Here is a 22,019-nt window from a genome sequence, read left to right as displayed (position 1 = left end):
TTGCTGGTCGGGCTGGTGGCCAACCGCGCGGTGGCGCCGGCATCGAAGCTGGCCGCATCCGACTGGGTGAACTGGGACGTGGCCGTGCCGGGGCTGGCGCAGATGGACGCCGATCATGCCTACCGGGCGATGGATCTGCTCATCGACGCCGATGCCGGCGCACACGCCACCGTGCAGGAGACGGTGTTCTTCGCCGTGGCCAACCTGCTCAACCTGGAAGTCGACGTGCTGTTCTTCGACACCACCAGCACCTACTTCGAACTCGACGACGAGGACGACCCCGACGGCGACACCGTGTCCACGCTGCGCCGGTTCGGTCGTAGCAAGGACCACCGGCCCGATCTGCCGCAGGTGGTCATCGGTCTGGCCGTCACCCGTGAGGGCATCCCGGTGCGGTGCTGGGTATGGCCGGGCAACACCACGGACGCCACGGTGATCCCGCAGGTCAAGGACGATCTGCGCGGGTGGCGGCTGGGTTGGGTGGTCACCGTGGTCGACCGCGGGTTCTCCTCGGATGCCAACCTGGCCTACCTGGCCCGGGCCGGTGGCGGGTGGATCGCCGGGGAACGGATGCGCGACGGCAGCGCCGACGCCCAGGCCGCGCTCGCCAGGCAGGGCCGCTACCAGGTGGTGCGTGACAACCTGCGGGTCAAGGAGGTCACCGTGGACGCGACACCGGGCAAGCGGTGGATCATCTGCCACAACCCAGTCGAGGCCGAACGCGACCAGCACGCCCGTGACAAGCACCTGGCCCGCATCGAGGCCGAACTGGCCCGCATCGCCGCTGCCCGGGCCAAGGCCAGCGCGAAGGCCGCCAACGCCGGCAAGATCGCCGACGACGAGCCACACCGGCGGGCCGAGTGCGCCCTGCGCGATCATCCGACGCTGGGCCGCTACCTGCGCCAGCAGGCCAACGGCCGGCTCGTCGTCAACCGGGCGAAGGTCGCCGCCGACGCCAAGCTCGACGGCAAGTACCTGCTGTCGACCAACGACCCGCACCTGTCCGCCGAGGACGTCGCCCTGGGCTACAAGAACCTCCTCGAGGCGGAACGCAGCTTCCACGACATGAAGCAGGTCATCGAACTGCGGCCCGTCTACCACCGCCTCGACCAGCGCATCCAGGCCCACGTCCCGCTCTGCTGGCTGGCGCTGCTGCTCGTGCGGGTCGCCGAACGGCGCACCGCACAGACCTGGAACGTCATCAACACCCAGCTGTCACGGGTCCACCAGGTCCTGTTACAGGGCCCCGACGGTCAGGTCCTGCAAACGACATCTCTCAATGCATCACAGCAGGCATTGTTCACCGCCGTCGGCGTGCCCAAACCACCGCGAATCACCGCGATCCACCCCGCCTGACCAGGTCCGCGCGTAGGCACACGACCATCCGGCCTCACCCTGCCCATTTTCGCAGCCCACAGCCCAGATCCAGCATGATCGTCTGCCCACCAACTGCGGAACGCGGGATGCGGTGTCAGCGGGGAACACACCAGGCCAGGTGAGACCATGCCGGCAAGGGGAAACGCTGGTCCGACGTCCGACGTTGTCCAATTCCCAAACTGACAGTCTCAGGGAGTTTGGACTTCGGCGATGAGGGCTTCGATCGCGGCTTTCGCTCGGCGGCCGTGCCGCTGGCCATGATGGCGGCGGGTGCGAGTCACATGGAGTCGAGGTCGGCGTCCTGGGCCAGGAGACCAGCCTGGGTGCGGTTGGTGTAGCCAAGCTTGGTGAGCATCCGGGACACGTAGCTCTTCACGGTCGCCTCGGTGAGGTGGAGATGGCCGGCGATCTGGGCATTGGACCGGCCCTTGCCTATGAGGGCGAGCACTTCGAGTTCCCTCTCGGTGAGGTAGGCGATGGCCGCGCGGGCTTTGCGGCGGGTCGCGTCGCGGTCGGCGGAGGCGGTGACAAGGCGCTGGGTGGTGGCGGGGGACAGGACGGTGTGACCGTCGGCGGCGACCCGGATCAGGCCGATCAGGTCCTCGGGCCGGGTGTCCTTGAGCAGGAACCCGGTGGCCCCGGCGCGGAGGGCGCGCAGAACGTAGGCGTCCAGGTCGAAGGTGGTCAGCACGACGACCTTTGGCGGCTGAGGGAAGGTGGCGATCCGCTCGAGCGCGGTCAGGCCGTCCGAGCCGGGCATGTGCAGGTCGAGGAGGACCACATCGGGCCGGTGTCGGATCACGGCCTCGACGGCCTCGGCCCCGTCGTGGGCCTCGCCGACCACGGTCATGTCGTGGGCGGGCGACAGGATGGTCCGCAGGTGCGCGCAGACCATTGTCTCGTCGTCGACCAGCAGCACGCGGATCACCATCGGGCCTCCAGTTCGAATCCGCCGTCCGGTGTCGGACCGGTTCGCAGGGTGCCGCCGGCCATCAGGACGCGTTCGCGGAGCCCGGCCAGGCCGGTTCCGCCGGAGCCGAGAACCGGGTCGGGGGGACGCTCGGCGGGACCGTTCGCAACGGTGATCGCCAGCGCCGCCGGTTCGTAGCGTATCGAGACCCGAACCTCGGCGTCCGGCGCGTGCTTGTGCACGTTGGTGAGCGCCTCCTGGACGACCCGGTAGGCGGTCCGACCGACGAGCGGCGGGACCGCCCTGGCCTGCCCCTCGACGAGGATCATGACCGAGATCCCGGCCGTGCGGGAGGCGTCGATGAGGTCCGTGACGTCCAGGACGGCCGGGGCGATGGTCGCCGCAGCGCCGACCTGCGGCTCCGACCGGAGCACGCTGACCAGGTCCCGTAACTCGGTGAGGGCCTGACGTCCGACGAGCCGGAGATCCTCGGCGGCGGCCGCCACCTCGTCGTTGGGTGCCTTCGCCCGCAGTGCGCCCGCTTGCAGGACCATCAGGCTGACCCGGTGGGTGACCACGTCGTGCATCTCCCCGGCGATTCGGGCCCGTTCGTCCAGCCGGACCCGTTCGACGAGCAGTTCGTGCTCCCGTTCGGCCCGTTCCTCCTGCTCTCGGGTCAGCCGTCGCCGATAGGTGACGGCGATGCCGAACGCCCCAGGCAGGAGGATCATCGCCGCCGCGCCGATCATGTTCCGCGGTTGTGGGTTGGGATAGGGCAGGTAGGCCAGGACGAGCATCACCGTGATCGCGGCCGCCCAGCGGCGCTTCACGTAGGCGGCGACCGCGTATGCACCGAACAGCGACGCAAGCGACGGGTTGAGTACCGTCAGCGCGGCGACGGCGATGCCTGTGGCGAAGGGGGCGCGACGCCGCCAGATCAGGGCCAGGCCGGTGGCCACATGGATCAGGACGGCCGCGAGTTCCGACGTGTCCGAGGAAACCAGGCCCTGTGCGCGCCCCAGAATCCCCCGCGAGGTCAGGACGGTCACGGTGAGCGCGAGCGTGACGTCGAACCAGGTGGATCGCGACAACCTCAGCTTGTCAAACCAGGCGGATCGCGACAACCTCCGCTTGTCGAGCCACCTCGCGACGGTCATTGCGAACGACTCGCCGTGAGGATGTTCATCCGGGCGGCCCGGTGTGCGGGTGCCAGTGCGGCCAGCAGTCCGACGACTCCCGCGCCGGCGACCACGGCGAGGACCGTCGGCCACGGGACGGTCAGGACGGGGAAGGTCGCCTGGCGCCGCTGCACCGCGATCCCCCAGCTCAAGCCGAGAGCCAGGCCGATCAAGGTACCGTAGACGGCGATGGTCAGCGATTCGAGCCGGATCAGTTGCCGGATCTGGGCGCGGGACGCGCCGATGGCCCGGAGCAGGCCGATCTCGCGGGTCCGTTCGAGCACCGACAGCGCCAGGGTGTTGACGACCCCGAGGGAGGCGACCAGGATCGTCAGCCCGAGCAGCGCGTAGACCAGGGCGAGCACTGAGTCGAGGTCCGCCCTCGCCCGTTGCTTGTAGGCGGCGTGGTCCTCGACGAGCAGCCGCGGATTTCCGGCGAAGGCCGCTCGCAGTGCGGGGTAGACCTTCGCCGGGTCACCCGCCGAGGTCACGAACACCGTGGTCAGGGCGGCCTGATGGGCGATCGTCCGCAGCACGTCGATGCCGACGGTCGGCGCGCCCCGGTAGCGGTTCAGGCTGCCGCCGGAGGGCTCCACCTCCTGGATCGCGCCCACCGTCAGCGTCGTCGCAGGGCCGCCGGACGCCTGCAACTCCACGGTGCCGCCGACCGTCACTCCGCTCTCCCTCGCGAGGTCCGCACCGATGATCACCTTGCCGGTGGCCAGGGCCTGCCGGGCGTCTCCAGCGATGTAGTCGTGCTTCAGCATCGCGGGGAAACCCGGATCGTCACCGTACACATGGAGGTTGTAGGAACGCCCATTAGCCGTGATGCGGACCGGGCTCTCGATCTCCGGGAGGACGGTGCCGACGCCGTCGACCCGACGGGCGAGGTCCACCATCTCCGGTCCGAAGGTCCGGTCTCCGGTCCCCTTGCTGATCAGGCTGCCGTCGCTCGCGGCCCTGATCACGAAGTCCGCCCCGAGCATCCGGTCGACCCGCGCGTCCACCGAGTCGGCCGCCGAAGCCGCATATACCGAGATCAACCCCACCATTGCGACACCGACCGTCAGTGCGGTGGCCGTCGCCGCAGTCCGCCGGGTATTACGCAGCGCGTTCTGTCGGCTCAGCCGCCCGACCGCACCGAACAGCAGGGGCAGGACGCCGGCCAGCGGGGGGACGAGCAGGCCGACCAGCGCCGGCCCACCTACGATCACGCCGAGCAGACTGGCGAAGACACCGAAGGCCACCAGCGGGCCACTGCCGAGCAGCGCGGCGCAACCGCAGGCCAGCAGCGCTCCACCGACGATCCCGCGCAGCCGGTACGCCTGCCTCGGCGCGAGGTGCGCCTCGCGCATCGCCGCCATCGGGGACACCCGGCCCGCCCGCCGGGCCGGCAGGTATCCGGCGAGCACGGTGACCCCAGTGCCGACGAGATACGCCGCCAGCGGGACGGTCGGCCGGACGACCAGCGGCCCGTCCTTCAACGCGGCGGCGATCCCGACGCCGGCCGCCAGACCCGCGGTCGACCCCGTCAGCCCGAGTACGAAGGCCTCGACCAGCACCGAGCGACGCAGCTGGCGGCGGCTCGCGCCGAGCGCCCGCAGTAGGCCGAACTCCCGCGTACGCTGGGCGATCAGTACGGAGAAGGTGTTGACGATCAGGAAGACCCCGACCAGGACGGAGAGCCCGGCGAAGCCGAGCAGATAGTTCCTGATCGTGCTGGTGGAACCGGTGTCGGTGAGCATCAGCGTGCCCGCGACGAACGCGACCGACAGCATGATTGCCAGCCCGGACAGCACCATCCTGCCCAGGTGTGCGAGGAGGCTGCGCAGCGTGACTTTCAGCATGCCACGGCCCTCGTCAGGTGTTCGAGGATGGCGTCGGGGGTCGGCTGCTGCAGTTCGGCCATGATCTTTCCGTCCGCCAGAAACAGGACCTGGTCGGCGTAGGCGGCGGCCCGGGGGTCGTGCGTCACCATGACGATCGTCTGCCCGAGGAGGTCGACGCAGCGGCGCAGCAACTCGAGTACAGCGGTGCCGGAGCGGGAATCCAGGTTCCCGGTCGGCTCGTCGGCGAAGACGATCTCCGGTCGTCCGGCCAGGGCCCGCGCGCATGCCACCCGCTGCTGCTGACCGCCCGACAGTTCACCGGGACGATGTTTCAGCCGGTCGCCCATGTCCACGGCATCGATGATCTCGGTCAGCCAGTGCCGGTCGGGCTTGCGGCCCGCGAGTTCCAACGGCAAGATCATGTTCTCCAGCACCGTCAATGTAGGCACCAGGTTGAACGACTGGAAGACGAAACCTATCCGGTCCCGGCGCAATCGGGTGAGGTCTCGGTCTCCGAGTTTGGTCAGTTCCACTCCGCCGATCCGGACCTGGCCCGACGTGACGGTGTCGAGGCCGGCCAGGCAGTGCATCAGAGTCGACTTGCCGGATCCCGATGCGCCCATGATCGCGGTGAGTCGGCCACGCGGGATGACCACTGAGATCCCATCCAACGCGACCACCGCGGTCCCACCGCGCCCGTAGGTCTTGGACACCTCCACTGCCTCGGCCGCGATAGTTGCACCCTGAGCATTCAAAACAGCACTCCTCCAGTCATCTCTCACGTTTCTCCACTCTCGCCGCTGGCCACCTGTCGTCACCAGCCCATAACGATGCGAGTCGAATCAACGAAAGTTGCGTTCCCGCGGACGATCCACCCGCTCCGCATTCCTGGGAATTCAAAGTGTCAATCCCCTGGAATCGTGGAGGACTCGGTTATGCGGCCTGGTCCTCCAGGACGCGGATGGTTGATCGTTCGTAGTCGATCGGTGAGCGTCCGTCGCAGACGGAGTGGCGGCGTCGGCGGTTGTAGAAGTCGGTGATCCAGGTGGCGATCTTCAGCCGGCCTCGGTGCGGGTGCGGAACTGGTGACGGTGGATGTACTCGACCTTGATGGTGGAAAAGGTGGCCTCGGCCACGGCGTTGTCGAGGCGTGAGCCGACCCGGCCCATCGACTGGCGTACCTTCCAGCGGGCGCACGCCGGGGGCGCCAGGCGATCACCGGCCCCGTCACCCCGACCACCGACCTGGCGCGCGGTCGTACCACGTTTCCCACCTCGCCCCTGCCCGCCGGCATGAGCGAACCGGCCCCACGCCGTCGATGGCGACCCCGGCACCGCGTGGCACCCCGGCCCGGACGGGCGGATGGTCGTCGACCTAGGCGCAGCCCGCACCGTGAACACGGTCATGCTCAACTGGACCGGAGGCGCCCGGCTGGCAGCCGCCATCACGACCTCGACCGACGCGACGACCTACACACCCTTCGCCGCGCCGGCGACCGCACGCTACGTCGCCGTGTCCGTGCCTGGCTGGCGCAGCGGGGACCCGGAACTCATCGAGCTGGCCGTGCGCTGACAATCGGACGGGTCCTCCTGAGCTGCGCCATTTGCGGGTCTGTACAACGAGCCCATTTTCATCGTGGGCAGCGGTCGGTTCGACGTGGTGCAGGGTGAGGACAGCGTGGACGATCGCAGTGGCGCGGCGTGGGCATCAGTGCAACTTGACCAGGACTCTCTCCAGGTCTTGAGGATGGCGACAGCGCGTTCGCCGAGGGCGCGGATACGGGCGTGGTCGGTTGACGGCCTTCTGCCGTCGTGACGGCCGCCGCCGGTGACGTTTGAACGGCTCGCGGATGCTGCCGACTGCTGCTTGGTAACCCTTGTCCGCGAACGTCATCACGTTCGCGCTGGTGAGCCCGCCGATATGCCGGTACATTCACACCAGCTAATAAAATTAGCCCGCTCCAGTCAGAGTCTTTCGGGTCGGGCCGTCGGCGCGACGGGGAAATACATGCTAGGCCTACTTGCTTTCTAGGGCCGTACTAAGGCATTGTTGGCGAGTACCTAGAATTTCCGTCAGCTGCAGATGTCCGTCCATAGCGCGCGCCTTGACTGCACGAGTGTGCGCGGGGCTGACGGGGGTTAACCGCTGCGAACACGAGCGAAAGGGAAAGAGATGCACAAGAGCCGCAAGGTCATGGCTGCTGCGGTCACGTTTACACTTGCTGGAATCGGTGTTGCCATAGCGGCCGGTCCCGCCTCTGCTGCGTCGTGCAACACCACGGATGTCATCGCCATCGAAACTGTCCAAGCCTATTTCCGGCAGATAGAGTCCGCTCGAAATGGACGTCACGACGGACTCATCGGCCTGACCGACCTGATCGCAGTCGCAAACAGCTCGAATTTCTCGCCGGCCGTGCGACACTCCGCGAGCATCGTGGCGCAGCCCCGGCTCTTCAATCAGCTCGACACCGCCGCGAGGGGCGGACGCCGGGACGGACTTCTCAGCGCGGCTGACCTTAGGGCGGGATGTCGATGAGCGGCGAGGACGCTTCCGGGTCTCGAAAGCCCTCGGTCGATGTAAAGGGCGGTACTGGACGAAAAACCTGGACCCGCCTCGTTGGCCGCAGTGACCAGGGCGGTCGGAGTGAGGCCGCGAGAGCGCGCATGTCGTCGTTCTAGCCGGCCCACACGGTCTCGGGTTTGTCGCTCATTGCCACTTAGAGTTCCTAACAAAGATTGTCTATGGTCTGGCGTCTCTTGTGGACGGTGATCTAGCATCTTGATCTGTGCGGCGAGGTGAGCAGCCGCCGTGGACCGTGCCCGACGGGTTGTGGCAACGCATCGAACCGTTGCTGCCCAAGCCCGTTCCGCGTGATCCGCGGCGCCCGGGGCGGAACCGGATCCCGGATCGGCAGGTGTTGTCCGGGATCCGGTTCGCGCTACATACCGGCATCCAGTGGGAGTTCCTGCCGCAGGAACTCGGGTCCGGGTCCGGGATGACCTGCTGGCGCCGCCTCGAAGAGTGGAACCGCTGTCCGCGCGCTGCGCGACAGTCAGCAGATGATCGAAGAACCGGCTTCGCTCATCCGCGGGCAGCTCTGGTCGTGTCGGGGCAGGGCCACGTCGTGACGCAGGAGGCGCGAACTCGTGGATCTCCCGGCGGCCGTGGCCGCGGTCGGTGGTGCGGTCAGCGACCGGGACGAGCCGCCAGGGCAGGCCGGCGAGTTGGTGGTGCAGGGTGGGTTGGTTGCCTTTGGCAGTGAGGATCCAGTGGGCGCCGCGCCGGGCGAGGTAGGTGACGTGGTCGCGTTGGCAGTGCAGCGCGTCGGCGGTGATCACGGTGCCGTCCAGGTCGTGGAGCTGGTCGAGCAGCGCGGTGAAGCGGGTGATCTCGTTGGTGGTGCTGTCGACGTCGGTGCTGGCGAGCACGGACCCGGTGTGCTGGTCCGCAGCGGCCAGGACATGCCGGGCGGTGGTGTGGCGGGTGCGTGAGCCCCGCATGGTCTTGCCGTCCACGGCGATCGCCCTTCTGGAGCCGGGCGCCGGCTCGGGAATCCTTGTGGCGAGCCAGGTCCCGATCGCGGCGGCGAGCAGATCGGGGTCGACGGCCTGGAGCAGTCTGCGGATCATCGCCTCGGACGGCCGCCGGTCTGTGTCGATCCCCAGCAGCAGCGCTGTTCCGGCGGGTAGATCTGCGACCCACTCACCGATCGCGGTGTAGGAGCGGTAGCCGGCCACCACCGCGCAGACCGCTGCGGTCAGCACCACGGCCAGCCGATGACGGACACCGCGGGGAGCGCGTGGATCGGGTACGGCGGCCAGGGCTGTGGGCAGGCCGGCGGTCAACTCCGGTGGGCGGAGCCCGCAGAGTCCGGCCGGTGCGTGGGACAACGAGGCGATCAGCGATGATGGCGATGCGGGCATGGCTCACTTCGGCGGCGATCAACATGGCGTAGGAACCTTGATGATCTTCCGAACAGGTCATGCCCGTCTTGCTGCCTCCAGACGAGGCGCGTCTACACCAATCACCTCAAGCCGGACACCCATCATGACTTTGCCGGGGCCCTGACCCCGGCCCCGACGCCATGGCCAACAGCGCCGCATCCGGACGAATCAGCAGTACGCGGCAATGACCGCACCACACCAGAATGTGGGGTACCACACCTCAGCCCGGCCAAGGGCGCATGCGTGGACGATGGACAAATCCGCAGGTCAACCAAGCCGCTAACTGCGAATGAAACCGGCTACCGGGAAGGCGAGTGTGGGGCGATTGTGTGATCAACCTGTGAGCACTGTGAGCACTGTGAGCACTGTGAGCACGAAAATCGGCACCCATCGATGATGGATGCCGACTGACCTGCGAAGATGGGTGGAGCCGAGGGGACTCGAACCCCTGACCCCCACACTGCCAGTGTGGTGCGCTACCAGCTGCGCCACGGCCCCATCTTCCGTGCCGCTCTCGCGGGCACTCACGGAATAGTACACACACCCAGCGGGGTGGTCACATCGGGTTCCCCTAGTTCTGCGTCGGGTCCGCCGGATAGTGGGCCACGGCCGCCATCAGGCCGCCCTGGCGGCGTAGGACCATCTGCCACAGGTCGTCCGGGCGGGGGGCGAAGGCGTCGCTGGGCAGGGCGTCGAAGACGAACCAGGAGCCGCCCTCGATCTCGCGTTCCAGTTGGCCGGGGGACCAGCCCGCGTAGCCGGCGAAGACGCGGACGCCCAGGACGCCGGCGACCAGGAGGTCGGGGTCGCTGGAGAGGTCTACCGTGCCTACGGCGCCGGAGACGCGGTTGAAGCCGGCCAGGTCCTCGACGCCGGGGCGGGTGCGGGCCAGGCAGATGGCCGCCTCCGGCTGGACCGGGCCGCCCTCGAAGACGACCGGGGGTTCGCCCGCCAGGGCGCCCCAGCCGCCCAGGACGTCGGCCACCTGAACCTCCGTGGCGCGGTTGAGCACTACGCCGAGCGCGCCGCCCTCCTCGTGCGCCACCACCAGGACGACGGTGCGCTCGAAGTTCGGGTCGCGGAGCGCGGGTGTGGCCACGAGCAGGCGCCCGGTCAACGACTCCATCGGCCTCCCTCGACGCTGTCTCGATGTGCCCCGGCCCGTGCCGGATGATCCGGGGCGGGGTGAGCCGCGTCCGGTCGGAGGCTGGCCGGACGGGTAGCCTTCCATCCCGCCGAGATCCCCGTGCGTGGACATCAGCACCACCAGCAAACATCACCGGCCCGGCGGCCGGGGACCGGACGCGCCGAGTGGATCTTCGCGAAGGGGGGTGCGAGGGTCATGTCTCGCACCATAGCCTGACCCGCGCGTCGCGGTTAGGGTCTGTTCCGTGACCTCACTCGCGGACGTTGCCGTCATCGGCGGTTCGGGCCTCTACGCGCTCCTTGACGACGCCGAGGAACACGTGGTCGACACACCTTATGGCCCACCCTCGGACCCGATCACCGTCGCCACGGTCGGCGGGCGGCGGACGGCATTTCTTCCGCGGCACGGGCGGGATCACCGGTTTCCGCCGCACCGGATCCCCTATCGGGCGAACCTGTGGGCGTTGAAGGAGATCGGCGTGGCGCAGGTGCTGGCGCCGTGCGCGGTCGGCGGGCTGCGGCCGGAGCTGGGGCCGGGCACCTTCGTGGTGCCGGATCAGCTGATCGACCGGACCTCGGGCCGGGTTCAGACGTTCTACGACGACGGGGCGGTGCACGTGAACTTCGCCGACCCGTACTGCGCGACGGGGCGCGACACGGTCAAGAAGGTCGCGGCCGAGCACGGGATCGAGGCCGGGGACGGCACGATGGTGGTCGTCGAGGGGCCGCGGTTCTCCACGCGGGCCGAGTCGCGGTGGTTCACGGCGATCGGCGGGGCGATCGTGAACATGACCGGTCACCCCGAGGCGGTGCTGGCCCGCGAGCTGGCGCTCTGCTACACCTCGATCGCCCTGGTCACCGACCTCGACGCGGGCGTGGAGGGCGACCACGGGGTCACCCAGGAGGAGGTCTTCCGGGTCTTCGGGGAGAACACCGCACGGCTGCGGCAGGTGCTGCTCGACGTCATCCCGCGGCTGCCGGAGCGGCCTGATGACCCGTGCCGGCACGCCCTGGACGGTCTGCGCTAGGCAGCCGCACCACGAAACGGCAGCCGGCGCCGACGTTGTCGACGGCGACGGCGCCGTGATGGGCCTCGACGAGGCCGCGGACGATCGCGAGGCCCAGTCCGCCGCCGGCGCTCTTCTCGGGCGTACGCGCTGTGGCGCCCCGGAACGCCACGTCGAAGACCCGGGGCAGGTCCGCCTCGGGTATGCCGCCGCAGGTGTCGCTGACCGCGAGCCAGCCGCCGCCGTCGTCCTGGCCGCCGGTGACGGTCACCGTGCCGTCCGGCGGGGTGTACCGGATCGCGTTGCGGATGAGGTTGTTCACCACCCGCGAGAGCTCCGGGACCGAGCCGCGGACCACGGGCCAGCCCGAGGACGGCTCCGCCACGATGCTGATGTGCCCGGCGGCGGCCAGTGGCGTCGCGGAGGCGATCGCGTCGGAGACCACGTCGCCGAGCGGCACGTCCGACACCGACAGGCGCAGCGCGCCGGCGTTGATCCGGGACAGCTCGAACAGGTCGTCGACGAGCGCGGCCATGCGGTCGGTCTCGGCGCTGATCCGGCGGTGGTAGTCGGCCACGGTCCCGGGGTCGGACACGACGCCGTCGTCGAGGGCCTCGGCCATGGCGCGCAGGCCGGCGAGGGGAGTCCGCAGGTCGTGCGAGACCCAGGCGACGAGCTCGCGGCGGCGGGCCTCGGCCTCCCGCTCGCGCTCGCGGGCCTCGGCCGCCCACATGCTGGCCCGGGCGAGCCGGCGGCCGGCCCAAAGCCCGACGGCGAGCGAGACGGTGGCGGCGGTGCCGACGACGATGAGCAGGACGTGCAGGTCGTGGTCGGAGATGAACATGCGCATGGCGGCGCTGAGGATGCCGGCGAGGACGCTGAGCACGGTGACGAGCAGGATGACCGCGATGTGCGCGGTGACCGAGCGCCCGCGCAGGACGCGCAGCGCGCCCAGGCCGGCCAGGGCGACCAGCAGGGACCCGCTCAGGGCCATCAGGAACGTGTGCAGCACGTCACGCATACTCGTACCGGTATCCGACGCCCCACACCGTGAGGATGCGTTCGGGCTCGGCGGGATCGTCCTCGACCTTCTCCCGCAGCCGTCGCATGTGGACGGTGACCGTGGACTGGTCGCCGAAGGTCCAGCCCCACACCTGTTCGAGCAGCTCGGCGCGGCGCAGCACCCGGCCGGGATTGCGCATCAGGAACACCAGCAGGTCGAACTCGCGCACGGTGAGCGCGAGCTCCTTACCGCGCAGGGTGGCGATCCGCCGGGCCACGTCGACGTGCAGGTCGCCGTCGACCAGGTCGCCGGCGGCGGCCGGCGGGGGTGACGCGCGGCGCAGCACCGACTGGACGCGCAGCACCAGCTCGCGGGGGGAGAAGGGCTTGGTGATGTAGTCGTCGGCGCCGATCTCCAGGCCCAGCACCCGGTCGGACTCCTCGCCGAGTGCGGTCAGCATGATGATCGGCAGCGCGGGGTCCTGGGCGCGCAGCCGGCGGCACACCTCGAGCCCGTCGATGCCCGGCAGCATGAGGTCGAGCACGACCAGGTCGGGGCGCTCCTGGCGGTACTCCTCCAGCGCCCCCGGCCCGTCCCCGGCCAGCCGCACGCTGAAGTCCGCGCGCTCCAGGTATCGTCGCACGACGTCACTGACGGTCGGATCGTCGTCGACGACCAGCACGCGCTGCCCCATCGTTCGAGCGTAGAGCGCGAACGGCGAGGCGCCTCACGCGCCGGACGGCCGTAAGCGAACCGTCAGGTCTCGCCGCCGAGGTCGGTCTCGTACGCCTCGTGCAGCAGGTCCGCGCCCCGCTGCCGATGCTGCCACACCTCGCGGATGAGCCGGTCCGCCTGCCACCGGACGGCCTCGGCCGGGTCCCGGTGCGACAGGCGCCCCTCGAGCTCGTCCAGCGCCGTCCACACCGAGCGGTGGTCGCCGACGAGATCGTCGAGGTGGGGCGCCAGCCGTGGCGCGTCGCCGAGGACCTCCGCGTAGAGCCCGGCCGGGCCCTCGGTCACTTCGACGTGCTCCGCGAATGCCACCTTGAGTTGTTCGACCGCGCGACTCACCGCAGGTCGGAACGCCGGGTCACCGACCGGCGTCTGGATGGCGTGTTGCATGCGTCGAATGCCGACGAGCAGTTCCATGGCACACCTCCCGCCCACTCCATGGTGTGACACGGGACACACCTGTGTCTAGGTCAGAGCGTGGGGATCTCCTCGCCCGGCGCGGCGGCCGCGGTCATCCGGGTCAGCCAGGCGTTCACGACGGCCAGCTCGTCCGCGCTGAATCCGGCCGCCAGGCGGGCCTCCACGGCCTTCACGGTCGGCACGGCCTCGGCGAGCCGGGCCCGGCCGGCGTCGGTCAGGAAGATCTGCTGCGAGCGCCGGTCGGTCGGGTGCGGGCGGCGCTCCACCAGCCCGGCGCGCTCCAGGCCGCCGAGCATCTCGTTGGCCGACTGGCGCGCGGTGGAGACCTTGCGGGCCACGTCCGCCACGGAGAGCCCCGGCGTCTCGTCGACCATCAGCAGCGACGCGAACTGGGCGACCGACAGCTCGTGCTGGACCAGGGCCTCGGCGACGACGCCGCGCAGCGCGAGCCAGGCGTGGCGGACGAGGAAGGTCGAGCAGGCGTGGGCGGCGTCCATTCGACCATTGTGCGCCGGGAAGCTATTGACAGGTACCTGACGTTGCTGGGAGTGTGGCCGACATGACCGTCAGGGACCTGTCAATTAGCCTACCCCGGCAGCGCCGTGTGCTGTCGGTTCTCGTCTTCGCCGCGGTACTCATCTGGATCGACACGACGATCCTGGGCATCGCCCTGGAGCGTCTCGCGGACCCGCGCGCCGGCCTCGGCGCCACCCCGGGCGAGCTGCAGTGGGCCGTCGGCTCGTACGCGCTGCTCTTCGCCACCGCCCTGTTCGCCGCCGGCGCCCTCGGGGACCGGTACGGCCACCGCACGATCCTGCTGCTCGGCCTGGTCTGCTTCGGCGCCGCCTCGGTCTGGGCCGCCTGGGCCGGCGACGCCACCGGGCTGATCCTCGCCCGGGGCCTGATGGGCCTGGGCGGGGCGATGATGATGCCGACGTCGATGGCGATCATCGGCGCCACGTTCCCGCCCGAGCGGCGCGCCGGTGCGATCGCGGCCTGGTCGGCCTCCAGCGGCGTCGGGGTCGCGCTGGGGCCGCTGCTCGGTGGAGTGCTCGTGGACCACTTCTGGTGGGGATCGGTGTTCCTGGTGAACCTGCCGGTCGTGGGGCTGGCGCTGCTGGGGGTGGCACTGGTGGTACCGAATCCGAGGCTCGCGCAGCGGCGCCGCCCCGACCCCGGCGGCCTGCTGCTGTCCACGGCCGGCCTGGCCGCGCTCGCCTACGGCCTCATCGAGGCCGGCCAGGACACCGACTGGGCCCGGTGGAACGTGTGGGGCCCGGTCGTGCTCGGCCTCGCGCTGCTGGCGCTGTTCGGCGTCTACGAGTGGCGCACCCCGGAGCCGTCGTTCGACCCGCGGCTGTTCCGCGACAGGCGGTTCAGCGCCGGCAACATCGCCCTCGCCGCGCTGTTCTTCGCCATCACCGGCCAGATGTTCTTCGGCAATTTCTACCTGCAGGGCGCCCGTGGCATGAGCGCGCTCGACACCGGCCTCGCGTTCCTGCCCGGCGCGCTCGGCGTGGCGATCGGCTCCGGCCTCGGCGCCCGGCTGGCCCGGCGCTTCGGCGTGGCGGCGGTCAGCGGCACCGGCCTGCTCGTCGTCGCGGCCGCGTTCCTGGCCAACCTCGCCTTCGACGTGGACACCTCGCTGGTGTGGTTCTGCACGCTCGGCGGCGTGAGCGGTATCGCGATGGGCTTGACGATCGCCCCGACCGTGGCCGCCGTCATCGCCGTGCTGCCGCCGGACCGCATGGGCGCCGGGTCGGCGGTGAACAACACCGTCCGGCAGGTCGGCAGCGTGCTCGGCATCGCGCTGCTGGGCACGATCCTCACCACGGCGTACCGCGACCGCATCGCCCCCGCCCTGGCCGGCCTGCCGCCCGCGGCCCGCGACGCCGCCGCCCCGTCGGCCGAGCACACCCGCGCGGTCGCCGACGCCCTGCACCGCCCGGACCTGACCAAGGCGGCCAACGACGCGTTCATCGCCGCCATGCACGTGACGGCGGCGAGCGCGGCCGTCGCCGCGTTCCTGGGTGCGGTACTGCTGGTGCTCGCCTTCCGGGCCCGCTCCACTACCGGGGTCGACACGGCGGCCGCGGCGGCGCCAAAATCGCCGGCGTGGATCGCTCCCGGCTCCTGACCCGGACCCTGCTCGCGGCCGGCGGCGGTCTGCCGGTGCTCGTCGCCGCCGCCTGGACGCAGGCGCACGCCCTGCCGCAGCACCTCATGCTGCTCACCCCGCTCACCCGGCTGTGGTGGACCTCGGCGTGCCTCGCCGCCGGCCTGGCGCTGCTCGCCTGGGGCGCCTGGCGCGCCCTCGGCGGCGGCACCGGCGCGCGCGTCCTGGCCGTCCTCGCCGGGGTCTTCGCCGGTCTGCTGCTGCCCGCCGGCGTCGCCCTGGGCGCGATTCAGGACGTGCTGGACCACCGCCCGCCCTTCGAGGCGGCGGTGGCGCCGGACGGGCGGCACGCCCTGTACGGGCACGCGGTCGACGACAGCTACGACGAGGTCTGCTATCGCCTGCGCACCACCGGCCCGCTGGCCCGCGAGGCCCGCGACTGCATCGCCCGCCTGGCCCGGCGCGAGGAGATCGGCTTCGCCGACGCCACCCATGTCCGCGCCGGGGGCGAGACGATCGCCTTCCACGGCCTGTCCCGCGGGCGTTGAGCACGCGGTGGAGATCCACTTGGTACCTTGCGCGCATGCACAGTCGATACGTGGACTGGGACGAGGCCGTGGCGGTGTTCCGCGAGCGCGGGCTGCCCGAGTCGTTCTACGAGAACCTGTACAACGAGGGGTACGCCCTGATCAGCGGCGACACCACGGTCGCCGGCGACTTCCGCCTCACCGGCGAGGTCCCGCACGACGCCACCGGCTACATCATCGACGGCGACCTGACCGTCGAGGGCAACGTCTACGACGAGGACGACGGCGCGGCCGCGCTGGTGGTGCTGGGCAACCTGCGCGCCCGCGACGTCTTCCTCTGGTGCGACCCGAAGCTGCTCGTCCTGGGCGACACCGAGGTCGGCGTCTTCGCCGGCGAGATGACCGACAAGCTGGTCATGCTGGGCGGCGACCTGCGCACGCGGGCGGTCCTGCTCGACGCCGAGTTCGAGCCGGACCTGGTGGAGGGCACGATCTCCGGCCGCCTGGTCGCCCCGTCCTACTGCGAGCTGGAGACCGAGGACCCGAACCCGTCGCTCCCGCTGCGCGACCTGCTGGTGAACGAGGTCCTCAAGGGCGACGAGGTCGATTTCGAAGCACTTCGCGAACGCGTCCGCGACGGGCTGCCGGTCACCCGCGCCGCCGCTTGACCCTTTGGTTGCTGGCGATGATTTGCTTGAATCTCGCCAGCAACCGCCCGGTGGGCAAAATGCCGAATGACATCGGCAGTATCCGCCAAATCGGTGGGTTTCCCGACATGCGGAGGATGGCTTTCCGGGATAACCAGTCGCGCCGAATCATTGATGTCGCCAGTGGTCGTGCTGCGGCACAATGATCGCCATGACCCGGCCGCAGGACGGCACGGCACAACTTCACCTTGCCGGCGTTGCCGGCCACGGCGGGCGGGTCACCGTAGCGGGCCATGCGGATGCCCTTGTGGCGAGGAGGATCATTGTCCGAGATCGGCTTGGTGGAAGCGATTGCCAAGGTGCGCGCGGAACTCGCGGACGCTGTCGCCCAGGCGGCAAATGAGTCCGTACAGTTTCCGGTGGGCGCGGTGACGATCGAGTTTCAGGTCGGCGTGACCAAGGACGGCGGCGCCAACGGCGGAGTACGGCTGTGGGTGCTCCAACTGGGTGGCACCACGAAGTACGCGAAGGAGACGGTCCAGACCATCCGGGTCGAGCTCGGAGCGCCGGTCGGCCCGGACGGTGAGCGGATTCTGGTGAACTCGCAGCTGGCGGCGAAGCCGGGCTAGGTCGAGCGTGGTCACGCAGCGCGAGCGGGCGGTCGAGGTCATGCTGGATCGCGGTCCATCGGCGCACCCCCGCTGGAGCCTCGGATCCGGTTTCCTGGTCGGCGACGGTCTCGTGCTCACCGCTGCCCATGTGGTGGCTGGGGAGGGCGAGATCGTCGTCCGGATGCTGGGGAAGCGCAGCGGCGATCCGAAGATCGAAACGTCGGCGAGCATTCACCTGATGGGGGAGATCGAGGTCGCCGACCTCGCGCTGCTCCGCCTCGACCACGGCGGCGACGACCTACCGCCGGCCGTCTTCAAGCGGCTCGATCTGACGGCCTGGGAGGCGTCCAGGAAGGCGGCGTCGGCGGTCGGTTTTCCGCGTTTCAAAGACTGGATCGTGAAGGGCAATCGGATCCGGGACACCCGGCAGGCTGACGGTCACTTCAAGGCCGGCGACGGGATGTTCCAAGGATGGCTGACGCTCAATGTCGATTCCCCGCCGCCCGTGCGGGAGGGGCAGGCCAACCCATGGTCGGGCATGTCCGGCGCGGGCGTCGTCTGCAAGGACGAGGTTGTCGGCGTGGTAGCCATGCAGGAGACGAGCCTGGGTGCCTCGGTGCTGACAGTCACGCCCCTGTCCTTCGTCGATCGCCTGGCCGATCCGCTCGCCGATCAGTGGCGCCGCGCGCTCGGGTTCACCAAGAAGGAGCCGCCCGTTGCCGACACCTTTACGATCATCCAGCTGTCCCGCGTGGTGCCCGACCTCCCGGACCCCCGCGATCGAGCGCGCTACCACGAGGGTCTGGTAGCGGATCTCACGAGGGAGCTGCACAGATCCGGCGTGGAACCCGACCTGATCGTGGCGCCCGCCGGGCTGACGCGGACCGGCTCGTGGTCGGAGTTCTCCGAGGCCCTGTCGTTCCTTTCGAAACTCGGGGACGCCCTCGACCTGGGCCGTGACCGGTTCGTGCTGCTTCCCGGTCACGACGACGTCGGGGAAGGATTCTGGGCGGCGCACAACGCCGGTGCCCGGCATGCGAGCAACTCGATCGGGTGCCCGGGCTGGCCGGACTCCACGAACGTGGACAAGGCCATGGACGACTTCTACGGCGACCGTCCGCAGCCATTCCGGTTTGCCGACGGTGCGCCCTGGATCCTCCTGGAGGACCCGTCGAACGAGGTCGTGGTGGCCGGGTTCAACTCCGCGCTGCGGCGAGACTGTGCCGCCCCCGCCCGGGGGTACATCGGGGCAGCGCAGGTCGAATGGTTCGCCGAGCACATCGCGGCCCGCCGAAAGTCCGGCTGGCTCACGCTCGGCGTCGTGCACGACGCTCCGAGCCCGGCTCTCGGTCCGGCGGAGGACGGCCTCCTCCTCCAGCGGCTCGGCTCGATGCTCGACTGTGTTGTCCACGGGGGCCCGCAGGCGTCGGTCAGCTGGTTCGGCGCACTCGGGTTGGTGGGAGCGCGCACCGACGTCGCCGGGTCCTACCAGGTCATTCAGGTCCGCCGCCATTCGGGCCGCATCCGAATTTACCGCCGAATATACGACAATGAGGACCGCCGCTGGAAAGGTGACCTGAGCGTCAGCCGTGACCGGCGAACCTGGTGGAGTGGCTGGCTCGGTCCAGAACTCAATGGGCAGCATTAAGTCAACGATCATCGGATACGTACCGGCTAAGAAGCTGGGTAGCATCGCGATCAATTCCCAATGAGATTTCCGAGGTGATCGTTGCACTCGGTTTGCCTTCGAGGCGGGGTGGCTCGGTGACTCTGGCCGATGCGGACCCGCTGCCGTGCCTTGACTTCGGTGACTGGCGCGTCGCTTTTCCGCCGCGCGGACAACACAGTTTCCTGCCGAGCCATGCCCTCACGATGCCGCAGGACAGCCCGCCCGACGAGGACGAAAGTGGTATCTGGCTGGCCCGGGCCGAGTCAGGAGCCTCGCTGGCCGTGCCCGTGCGAATCCGAGTGTTGCGAAACGGGCTGCCGGTGGTCGCCCTCGCCGCGCTGCACCACGGGGACCGCTTGGAGTTCGCGGGGCACAGGGTGGGGTTCCACGAGGTGCGCCGCACGCACGTGGCTGCCGGAAGCCGGCTTGTCGATACCCGTTGCTCCCAATGCCACACCCCGCTCGGCGCGGGTACCGCTGTCGTCGCCTGTCCCCTGTGCGGCGGCGTCTACCACGACGACTGCTGGCACTACCTCGCCGACCGGCGTTGCTACTCGCGCAGCTGCAACTTCTCGCCCGGGCCGGTCGAGCCGGAGCCATGGGAATGACCGCCGAGCGCTATGCGCGGCTGCGCATGATCGGGTGGTGGGACGCGGACCGTGTCGCCGGCGCGCGAGCGATCGTCGCCGGGGCGGGTGCGCTGGGCAACGAGGTTGTCAAGAACCTTCTGCTGCTCGGCTGGGGCTCCATCGTCGTGGTCGACCGGGACCACATCGAGGAGTCCAACCTTTCCCGCTCCGCGCTGTTCCGGTCTGACGATGTGGGGCGTCCGAAGGCCGAGGTCGTGGCGGAGCGGGCTGCGGGGATGAATCCGGACTGCGATGTGACCGCTCTGACCGGTGACCTTCGGGCCGTCCTCAGCGCGGGGATGGTCGCTCGGTCGGACGTCGTGTTCGGCTGCCTCGACAACGTCGTGGGCCGGATCGCGTTGAGCCAGCTCGCCGGGCAGACCGGCCGCGTTTTCATCGACGGCGGTTTGTCCACGTGGGAGGGGTCGGTCCAGGTCTTCGCGTCGGACCCGGAGGCGCCCTGCTACGTGTGTGGCCTGACCAGCGCCGACCTGCAAGACCTCACACTGCGGCGGTCCTGCCTCGCCTACCAGCGCCGCGCCGACGAGCACGGAGGCGTGGCGACGACCCCCACGCTCAGCTCGATCATCGGGGCGCTGATGGTTCAGCAGGCCGTCAAGCTCATCCATCAGGGCGAGCACACCATGACGATCTCCCTGGGCCACGAGTTGCGGGTCGACACGGCCGACGACCGCTTCTGGCGCACGGAGCTCACCCGCGACGCCAACTGCCCGCTGCACCCGGGTCCACCCACCACGCTCGACAGTGCGTCGCTGAGCTGGGAGATGAGCTGGGCGGCGATCGTGGAGCACTGGCGGACGGTGCTGGCCGAGGCGGACGTCGTGCTGCAGCTGCCGGTCCGGTTGCTGTGCGGCTGGAGTTGCAGCGACTGCGGGGCCAGGGACAGCGGCGTCCGCGTGCATGTCGAGGACGCGCCGATCACCTGCCAGACCTGCGGCAGCGAGGTCGTGCCGACGGTCGTCCGGCACGTGAACGGCCAGGAGCCTTGGGCCACGACCAGCCCGCGGGAGTCCGGTCTCGCCGCGCTGAGCCGGCTGCAGGCCCAGGCCGTCAGCAGACAGGTCACCTTCGAGTTGGCCGGCGGTGCCGGCACCCAGTGGGGGACATAGGAGGCATGCCGTGACGATGTTGCCGCGCGACCGCAGGCTGGACGGTGAATACCGCGACATGCAGCGTCTGGTCGAGGCCAGTTCGCTCATCTCGTTCACGTGCCAGGGTGTGCCGCCGACCAGCTACCGCGTGACCTTGCGATGTGGCGGCCTGGCGCACGTCGGCGGTCAGATCGGCCCGATCTCGTTCCACCAGTTCGATCTCGATCTGGACGAGATGTTTCCGCTGGTACCGCCGACGATCGTGTGGCGGACACCAATCTTCCATCCCAACATCAAGGCATCGCACGCCTGCACCGGCGACATCTGGTTTCCCGGGCATTCGCTGGCCGAGCTCTGCGTCGGCCTCTGCGAGTTGGTGCAGTACAAGCAGTTCAACATCTACGACCCCCTCGATCGGGACGCGGCGCTGTGGCTCGTCGCGCAGCTGGCCATCGACGACGCGGCCATCCCCGTCGATCCGACTCCCGTGTTCGACGCCGACTTCGAGGTCGTCGTCGAGTCGAAGCTCGACTCCTCGGCCGAGAGGGCATGACCCATGTCGCTGGACAGCCGGACCATCGCCAGCTACTTCGAGCGCATCGGCTGGACGTATCACGTCATTGACAGCAGTCGAGTGGTGGTGAAGTACCGCTGTCCAATCAAGTTCTACTACTACCCGGTCACGATCGAGGTCGTAACGACCAAGCACTGGGTGATCGTCCGGACATTGCTGCAGCGGGACGTCGGCCGTGGTCAGGCCGACGCGGTGCTCAGATACATCTCGCAGTGGAACGAGCAGGTCTACCTCCTGCGTTTCGTCATCGTCCAGGACTGTGTCCTGCTCCAGGGCGAAATACCGGCGGCACAGTGTCACATCGAGGCCTTCGTCGACCTGTTGCGAGCGAGTTGCCGCTACAGCGCGCTCGCGGGGGTCGAGATCGCGCTGCTCGCGACGAACCCGTCCGCGGCGGCTTTGTACACCAGCGCCATGGCATCCATGACCAAGGTGGGCAGCGAGGCTCTGCTGGTGGATGCGGACACCGACCTCGACTTCGATCTGGGTGTCAACGTGCTGCCCGCCGGCATCAGCGCGGGGACCGGACCGGAGCCCGAGGTCGAGCGGGAACCAGAGTTGGTTGTCAGTTCCGAGGTTGGTTAGGAA

Annotated in this window: 21 protein-coding genes, 1 tRNA gene and 4 pseudogenes; 14 read left to right on the top strand and 12 right to left on the bottom strand. The window is 69.5% G+C overall.

From position 1 onward, the window contains the following. Window positions 1–1,356 (top strand): annotated as a pseudogene (locus ACQPY0_RS52895) (IS1634 family transposase); the annotation flags it as partial. A gap of 298 nt (window positions 1,357–1,654) precedes the next feature. Here the strand turns inward: ACQPY0_RS52895 and ACQPY0_RS52890 are convergent. From ACQPY0_RS52890 to ACQPY0_RS52875, 4 genes are all read right to left on the bottom strand, one after another. After that, entirely contained in the window at window positions 1,655–2,308 is a 654-nt protein-coding gene (locus ACQPY0_RS52890; protein WP_432979497.1) for a response regulator, read from the bottom strand. Continuing rightward, window positions 2,302–3,378, bottom strand: coding sequence for a sensor histidine kinase (locus ACQPY0_RS52885; protein WP_432979494.1), 1,077 nt, complete (start codon window positions 3,376–3,378; stop codon window positions 2,302–2,304). The genes ACQPY0_RS52890 and ACQPY0_RS52885 overlap by 7 nt, the downstream gene beginning before the upstream one ends. Before the next feature lie 62 nt (window positions 3,379–3,440). Beyond that, window positions 3,441–5,312 carry an ABC transporter permease gene (locus ACQPY0_RS52880; RefSeq protein WP_432979491.1) on the bottom strand — a complete coding sequence of 624 codons (1,872 nt, stop codon included), beginning with the start codon at window positions 5,310–5,312 and terminating at the stop codon, window positions 3,441–3,443. Beyond that, complete coding sequence (locus tag ACQPY0_RS52875; protein WP_432995791.1) at window positions 5,306–6,007, bottom strand: ABC transporter ATP-binding protein; 702 nt, start codon at window positions 6,005–6,007, stop codon at window positions 5,306–5,308. The genes ACQPY0_RS52880 and ACQPY0_RS52875 overlap by 7 nt, the downstream gene beginning before the upstream one ends. 649 nt (window positions 6,008–6,656) lie before the next feature. Here ACQPY0_RS52875 and ACQPY0_RS52870 point away from each other — a divergent pair. Then, a complete protein-coding gene (locus ACQPY0_RS52870; protein WP_432979488.1) occupies window positions 6,657–6,866 on the top strand; it encodes a hypothetical protein in 210 nt (69 codons plus the stop codon). A gap of 138 nt (window positions 6,867–7,004) precedes the next feature. Here ACQPY0_RS52870 and ACQPY0_RS52865 read toward each other — a convergent pair. After that, window positions 7,005–7,199 (bottom strand): annotated as a pseudogene (locus ACQPY0_RS52865) (transposase family protein); the annotation flags it as partial. Between the two features lie 267 nt (window positions 7,200–7,466). Here ACQPY0_RS52865 and ACQPY0_RS52860 point away from each other — a divergent pair. Both ACQPY0_RS52860 and ACQPY0_RS52855 read left to right on the top strand, forming a co-directional pair. Continuing rightward, on the top strand, window positions 7,467–7,829 hold the full coding sequence (locus ACQPY0_RS52860; protein WP_432974356.1) for a hypothetical protein: 363 nt from the start codon (window positions 7,467–7,469) through the stop codon (window positions 7,827–7,829). A gap of 280 nt (window positions 7,830–8,109) precedes the next feature. Further along, window positions 8,110–8,325: pseudogene (locus tag ACQPY0_RS52855) on the top strand (transposase); the annotation flags it as partial. 178 nt (window positions 8,326–8,503) lie between these two features. Here ACQPY0_RS52855 and ACQPY0_RS52850 read toward each other — a convergent pair. The 3 genes and pseudogenes from ACQPY0_RS52850 to ACQPY0_RS52840 form a co-directional block, all read right to left on the bottom strand. Continuing rightward, window positions 8,504–9,217 (bottom strand): annotated as a pseudogene (locus ACQPY0_RS52850) (ISAs1 family transposase); the annotation flags it as partial. Window positions 9,218–9,663: 446 nt separating this feature from the next. Continuing rightward, window positions 9,664–9,736 (bottom strand) — tRNA-Ala (locus ACQPY0_RS52845). 73 nt (window positions 9,737–9,809) lie between these two features. Continuing rightward, window positions 9,810–10,364, bottom strand: coding sequence for a YqgE/AlgH family protein (locus tag ACQPY0_RS52840; RefSeq protein WP_432979485.1), 555 nt, complete (start codon window positions 10,362–10,364; stop codon window positions 9,810–9,812). Window positions 10,365–10,629: 265 nt separating this feature from the next. Here ACQPY0_RS52840 and ACQPY0_RS52835 point away from each other — a divergent pair, with 265 nt between their 5' ends. Continuing rightward, window positions 10,630–11,412, top strand: a complete 783-nt coding sequence (locus ACQPY0_RS52835) for an S-methyl-5'-thioadenosine phosphorylase (protein ID WP_432979482.1) — start codon at window positions 10,630–10,632, stop codon at window positions 11,410–11,412. Here ACQPY0_RS52835 and ACQPY0_RS52830 read toward each other — a convergent pair. From ACQPY0_RS52830 to ACQPY0_RS52815, 4 genes are all read right to left on the bottom strand, one after another. After that, window positions 11,348–12,412, bottom strand: a complete 1,065-nt coding sequence (locus tag ACQPY0_RS52830) for a sensor histidine kinase (protein ID WP_432979479.1) — start codon at window positions 12,410–12,412, stop codon at window positions 11,348–11,350. The genes ACQPY0_RS52835 and ACQPY0_RS52830 overlap by 65 nt on opposite strands. After that, window positions 12,405–13,088, bottom strand: a complete 684-nt coding sequence (locus ACQPY0_RS52825; protein ID WP_432979476.1) for a response regulator transcription factor — start codon at window positions 13,086–13,088, stop codon at window positions 12,405–12,407. Before ACQPY0_RS52825 ends, ACQPY0_RS52830 begins: the two co-directional genes overlap by 8 nt. A gap of 62 nt (window positions 13,089–13,150) precedes the next feature. Continuing rightward, complete coding sequence (locus ACQPY0_RS52820; RefSeq protein WP_432979472.1) at window positions 13,151–13,543, bottom strand: hemerythrin domain-containing protein; 393 nt, start codon at window positions 13,541–13,543, stop codon at window positions 13,151–13,153. A 53-nt stretch (window positions 13,544–13,596) separates the two neighbouring features. Continuing rightward, on the bottom strand, window positions 13,597–14,043 hold the full coding sequence (locus ACQPY0_RS52815) for a MarR family winged helix-turn-helix transcriptional regulator (RefSeq protein WP_432979469.1): 447 nt from the start codon (window positions 14,041–14,043) through the stop codon (window positions 13,597–13,599). Between the two features lie 107 nt (window positions 14,044–14,150). Here ACQPY0_RS52815 and ACQPY0_RS52810 point away from each other — a divergent pair, with 107 nt between their 5' ends. From ACQPY0_RS52810 to ACQPY0_RS52770, 9 genes are all read left to right on the top strand, one after another. Continuing rightward, entirely contained in the window at window positions 14,151–15,683 is a 1,533-nt protein-coding gene (locus ACQPY0_RS52810) for an MFS transporter (protein WP_432979466.1), read from the top strand. Then, window positions 15,662–16,210, top strand: coding sequence for a hypothetical protein (locus tag ACQPY0_RS52805; protein WP_432979463.1), 549 nt, complete (start codon window positions 15,662–15,664; stop codon window positions 16,208–16,210). Before ACQPY0_RS52810 ends, ACQPY0_RS52805 begins: the two co-directional genes overlap by 22 nt. A gap of 35 nt (window positions 16,211–16,245) precedes the next feature. Beyond that, a complete protein-coding gene (locus tag ACQPY0_RS52800; RefSeq protein ID WP_432979460.1) occupies window positions 16,246–16,857 on the top strand; it encodes a hypothetical protein in 612 nt (203 codons plus the stop codon). Between the two features lie 302 nt (window positions 16,858–17,159). After that, the gene (locus ACQPY0_RS52795; protein WP_432979457.1) at window positions 17,160–17,465 is read left to right on the top strand and encodes a trypco2 family protein; all 306 of its coding nucleotides are present in this window, start codon (window positions 17,160–17,162) and stop codon (window positions 17,463–17,465) included. Window positions 17,466–17,472: 7 nt separating this feature from the next. Beyond that, a complete protein-coding gene (locus ACQPY0_RS52790; protein WP_432979454.1) occupies window positions 17,473–19,095 on the top strand; it encodes a trypsin-like peptidase domain-containing protein in 1,623 nt (540 codons plus the stop codon). A gap of 74 nt (window positions 19,096–19,169) precedes the next feature. Continuing rightward, the gene (locus ACQPY0_RS52785) at window positions 19,170–19,724 is read left to right on the top strand and encodes a hypothetical protein (RefSeq protein ID WP_432979451.1); all 555 of its coding nucleotides are present in this window, start codon (window positions 19,170–19,172) and stop codon (window positions 19,722–19,724) included. After that, window positions 19,721–20,875 (top strand): HesA/MoeB/ThiF family protein, encoded by a 1,155-nt coding sequence (locus tag ACQPY0_RS52780; protein WP_432979448.1) that lies wholly within the window; start codon window positions 19,721–19,723, stop codon window positions 20,873–20,875. Before ACQPY0_RS52785 ends, ACQPY0_RS52780 begins: the two co-directional genes overlap by 4 nt. Before the next feature lie 16 nt (window positions 20,876–20,891). Continuing rightward, window positions 20,892–21,410 (top strand): ubiquitin-conjugating enzyme E2, encoded by a 519-nt coding sequence (locus ACQPY0_RS52775; protein ID WP_432995789.1) that lies wholly within the window; start codon window positions 20,892–20,894, stop codon window positions 21,408–21,410. Between the two features lie 3 nt (window positions 21,411–21,413). Beyond that, window positions 21,414–22,016: a hypothetical protein gene (locus ACQPY0_RS52770; protein WP_432979445.1), complete on the top strand. Its 603-nt coding sequence runs from the start codon at window positions 21,414–21,416 to the stop codon at window positions 22,014–22,016. Window positions 22,017–22,019 lie beyond the last annotated feature (3 nt).

The sequence above is a fragment of the Dactylosporangium sp. CA-233914 genome (assembly GCF_050942935.1).
Lineage (GTDB): Bacteria > Actinomycetota > Actinomycetes > Mycobacteriales > Micromonosporaceae > Dactylosporangium.
This window is presented reverse-complemented; position numbering and strand designations above follow the sequence as displayed.

What these genes read in the sequence shown, in the direction of transcription:
- ACQPY0_RS52830 (WP_432979479.1), bottom strand. Translation starts at nt 12,412, where the DNA reads ATGCGTGACGTGCTGCACACGTTCCTGATGGCCCTGAGCGGGTCCCTG.
- ACQPY0_RS52860 (WP_432974356.1), top strand. Translation starts at nt 7,467, where the DNA reads ATGCACAAGAGCCGCAAGGTCATGGCTGCTGCGGTCACGTTTACACTT.
- ACQPY0_RS52880 (WP_432979491.1), bottom strand. Translation starts at nt 5,312, where the DNA reads ATGCTGAAAGTCACGCTGCGCAGCCTCCTCGCACACCTGGGCAGGATG.
- ACQPY0_RS52870 (WP_432979488.1), top strand. Translation starts at nt 6,657, where the DNA reads ATGGTCGTCGACCTAGGCGCAGCCCGCACCGTGAACACGGTCATGCTC.
- ACQPY0_RS52815 (WP_432979469.1), bottom strand. Translation starts at nt 14,043, where the DNA reads ATGGACGCCGCCCACGCCTGCTCGACCTTCCTCGTCCGCCACGCCTGG.
- ACQPY0_RS52770 (WP_432979445.1), top strand. Translation starts at nt 21,414, where the DNA reads ATGTCGCTGGACAGCCGGACCATCGCCAGCTACTTCGAGCGCATCGGC.
- ACQPY0_RS52780 (WP_432979448.1), top strand. Translation starts at nt 19,721, where the DNA reads ATGACCGCCGAGCGCTATGCGCGGCTGCGCATGATCGGGTGGTGGGAC.
- ACQPY0_RS52820 (WP_432979472.1), bottom strand. Translation starts at nt 13,543, where the DNA reads ATGGAACTGCTCGTCGGCATTCGACGCATGCAACACGCCATCCAGACG.
- ACQPY0_RS52825 (WP_432979476.1), bottom strand. Translation starts at nt 13,088, where the DNA reads ATGGGGCAGCGCGTGCTGGTCGTCGACGACGATCCGACCGTCAGTGAC.
- ACQPY0_RS52890 (WP_432979497.1), bottom strand. Translation starts at nt 2,308, where the DNA reads ATGGTGATCCGCGTGCTGCTGGTCGACGACGAGACAATGGTCTGCGCG.
- ACQPY0_RS52800 (WP_432979460.1), top strand. Translation starts at nt 16,246, where the DNA reads ATGCACAGTCGATACGTGGACTGGGACGAGGCCGTGGCGGTGTTCCGC.
- ACQPY0_RS52840 (WP_432979485.1), bottom strand. Translation starts at nt 10,364, where the DNA reads ATGGAGTCGTTGACCGGGCGCCTGCTCGTGGCCACACCCGCGCTCCGC.
- ACQPY0_RS52775 (WP_432995789.1), top strand. Translation starts at nt 20,892, where the DNA reads ATGTTGCCGCGCGACCGCAGGCTGGACGGTGAATACCGCGACATGCAG.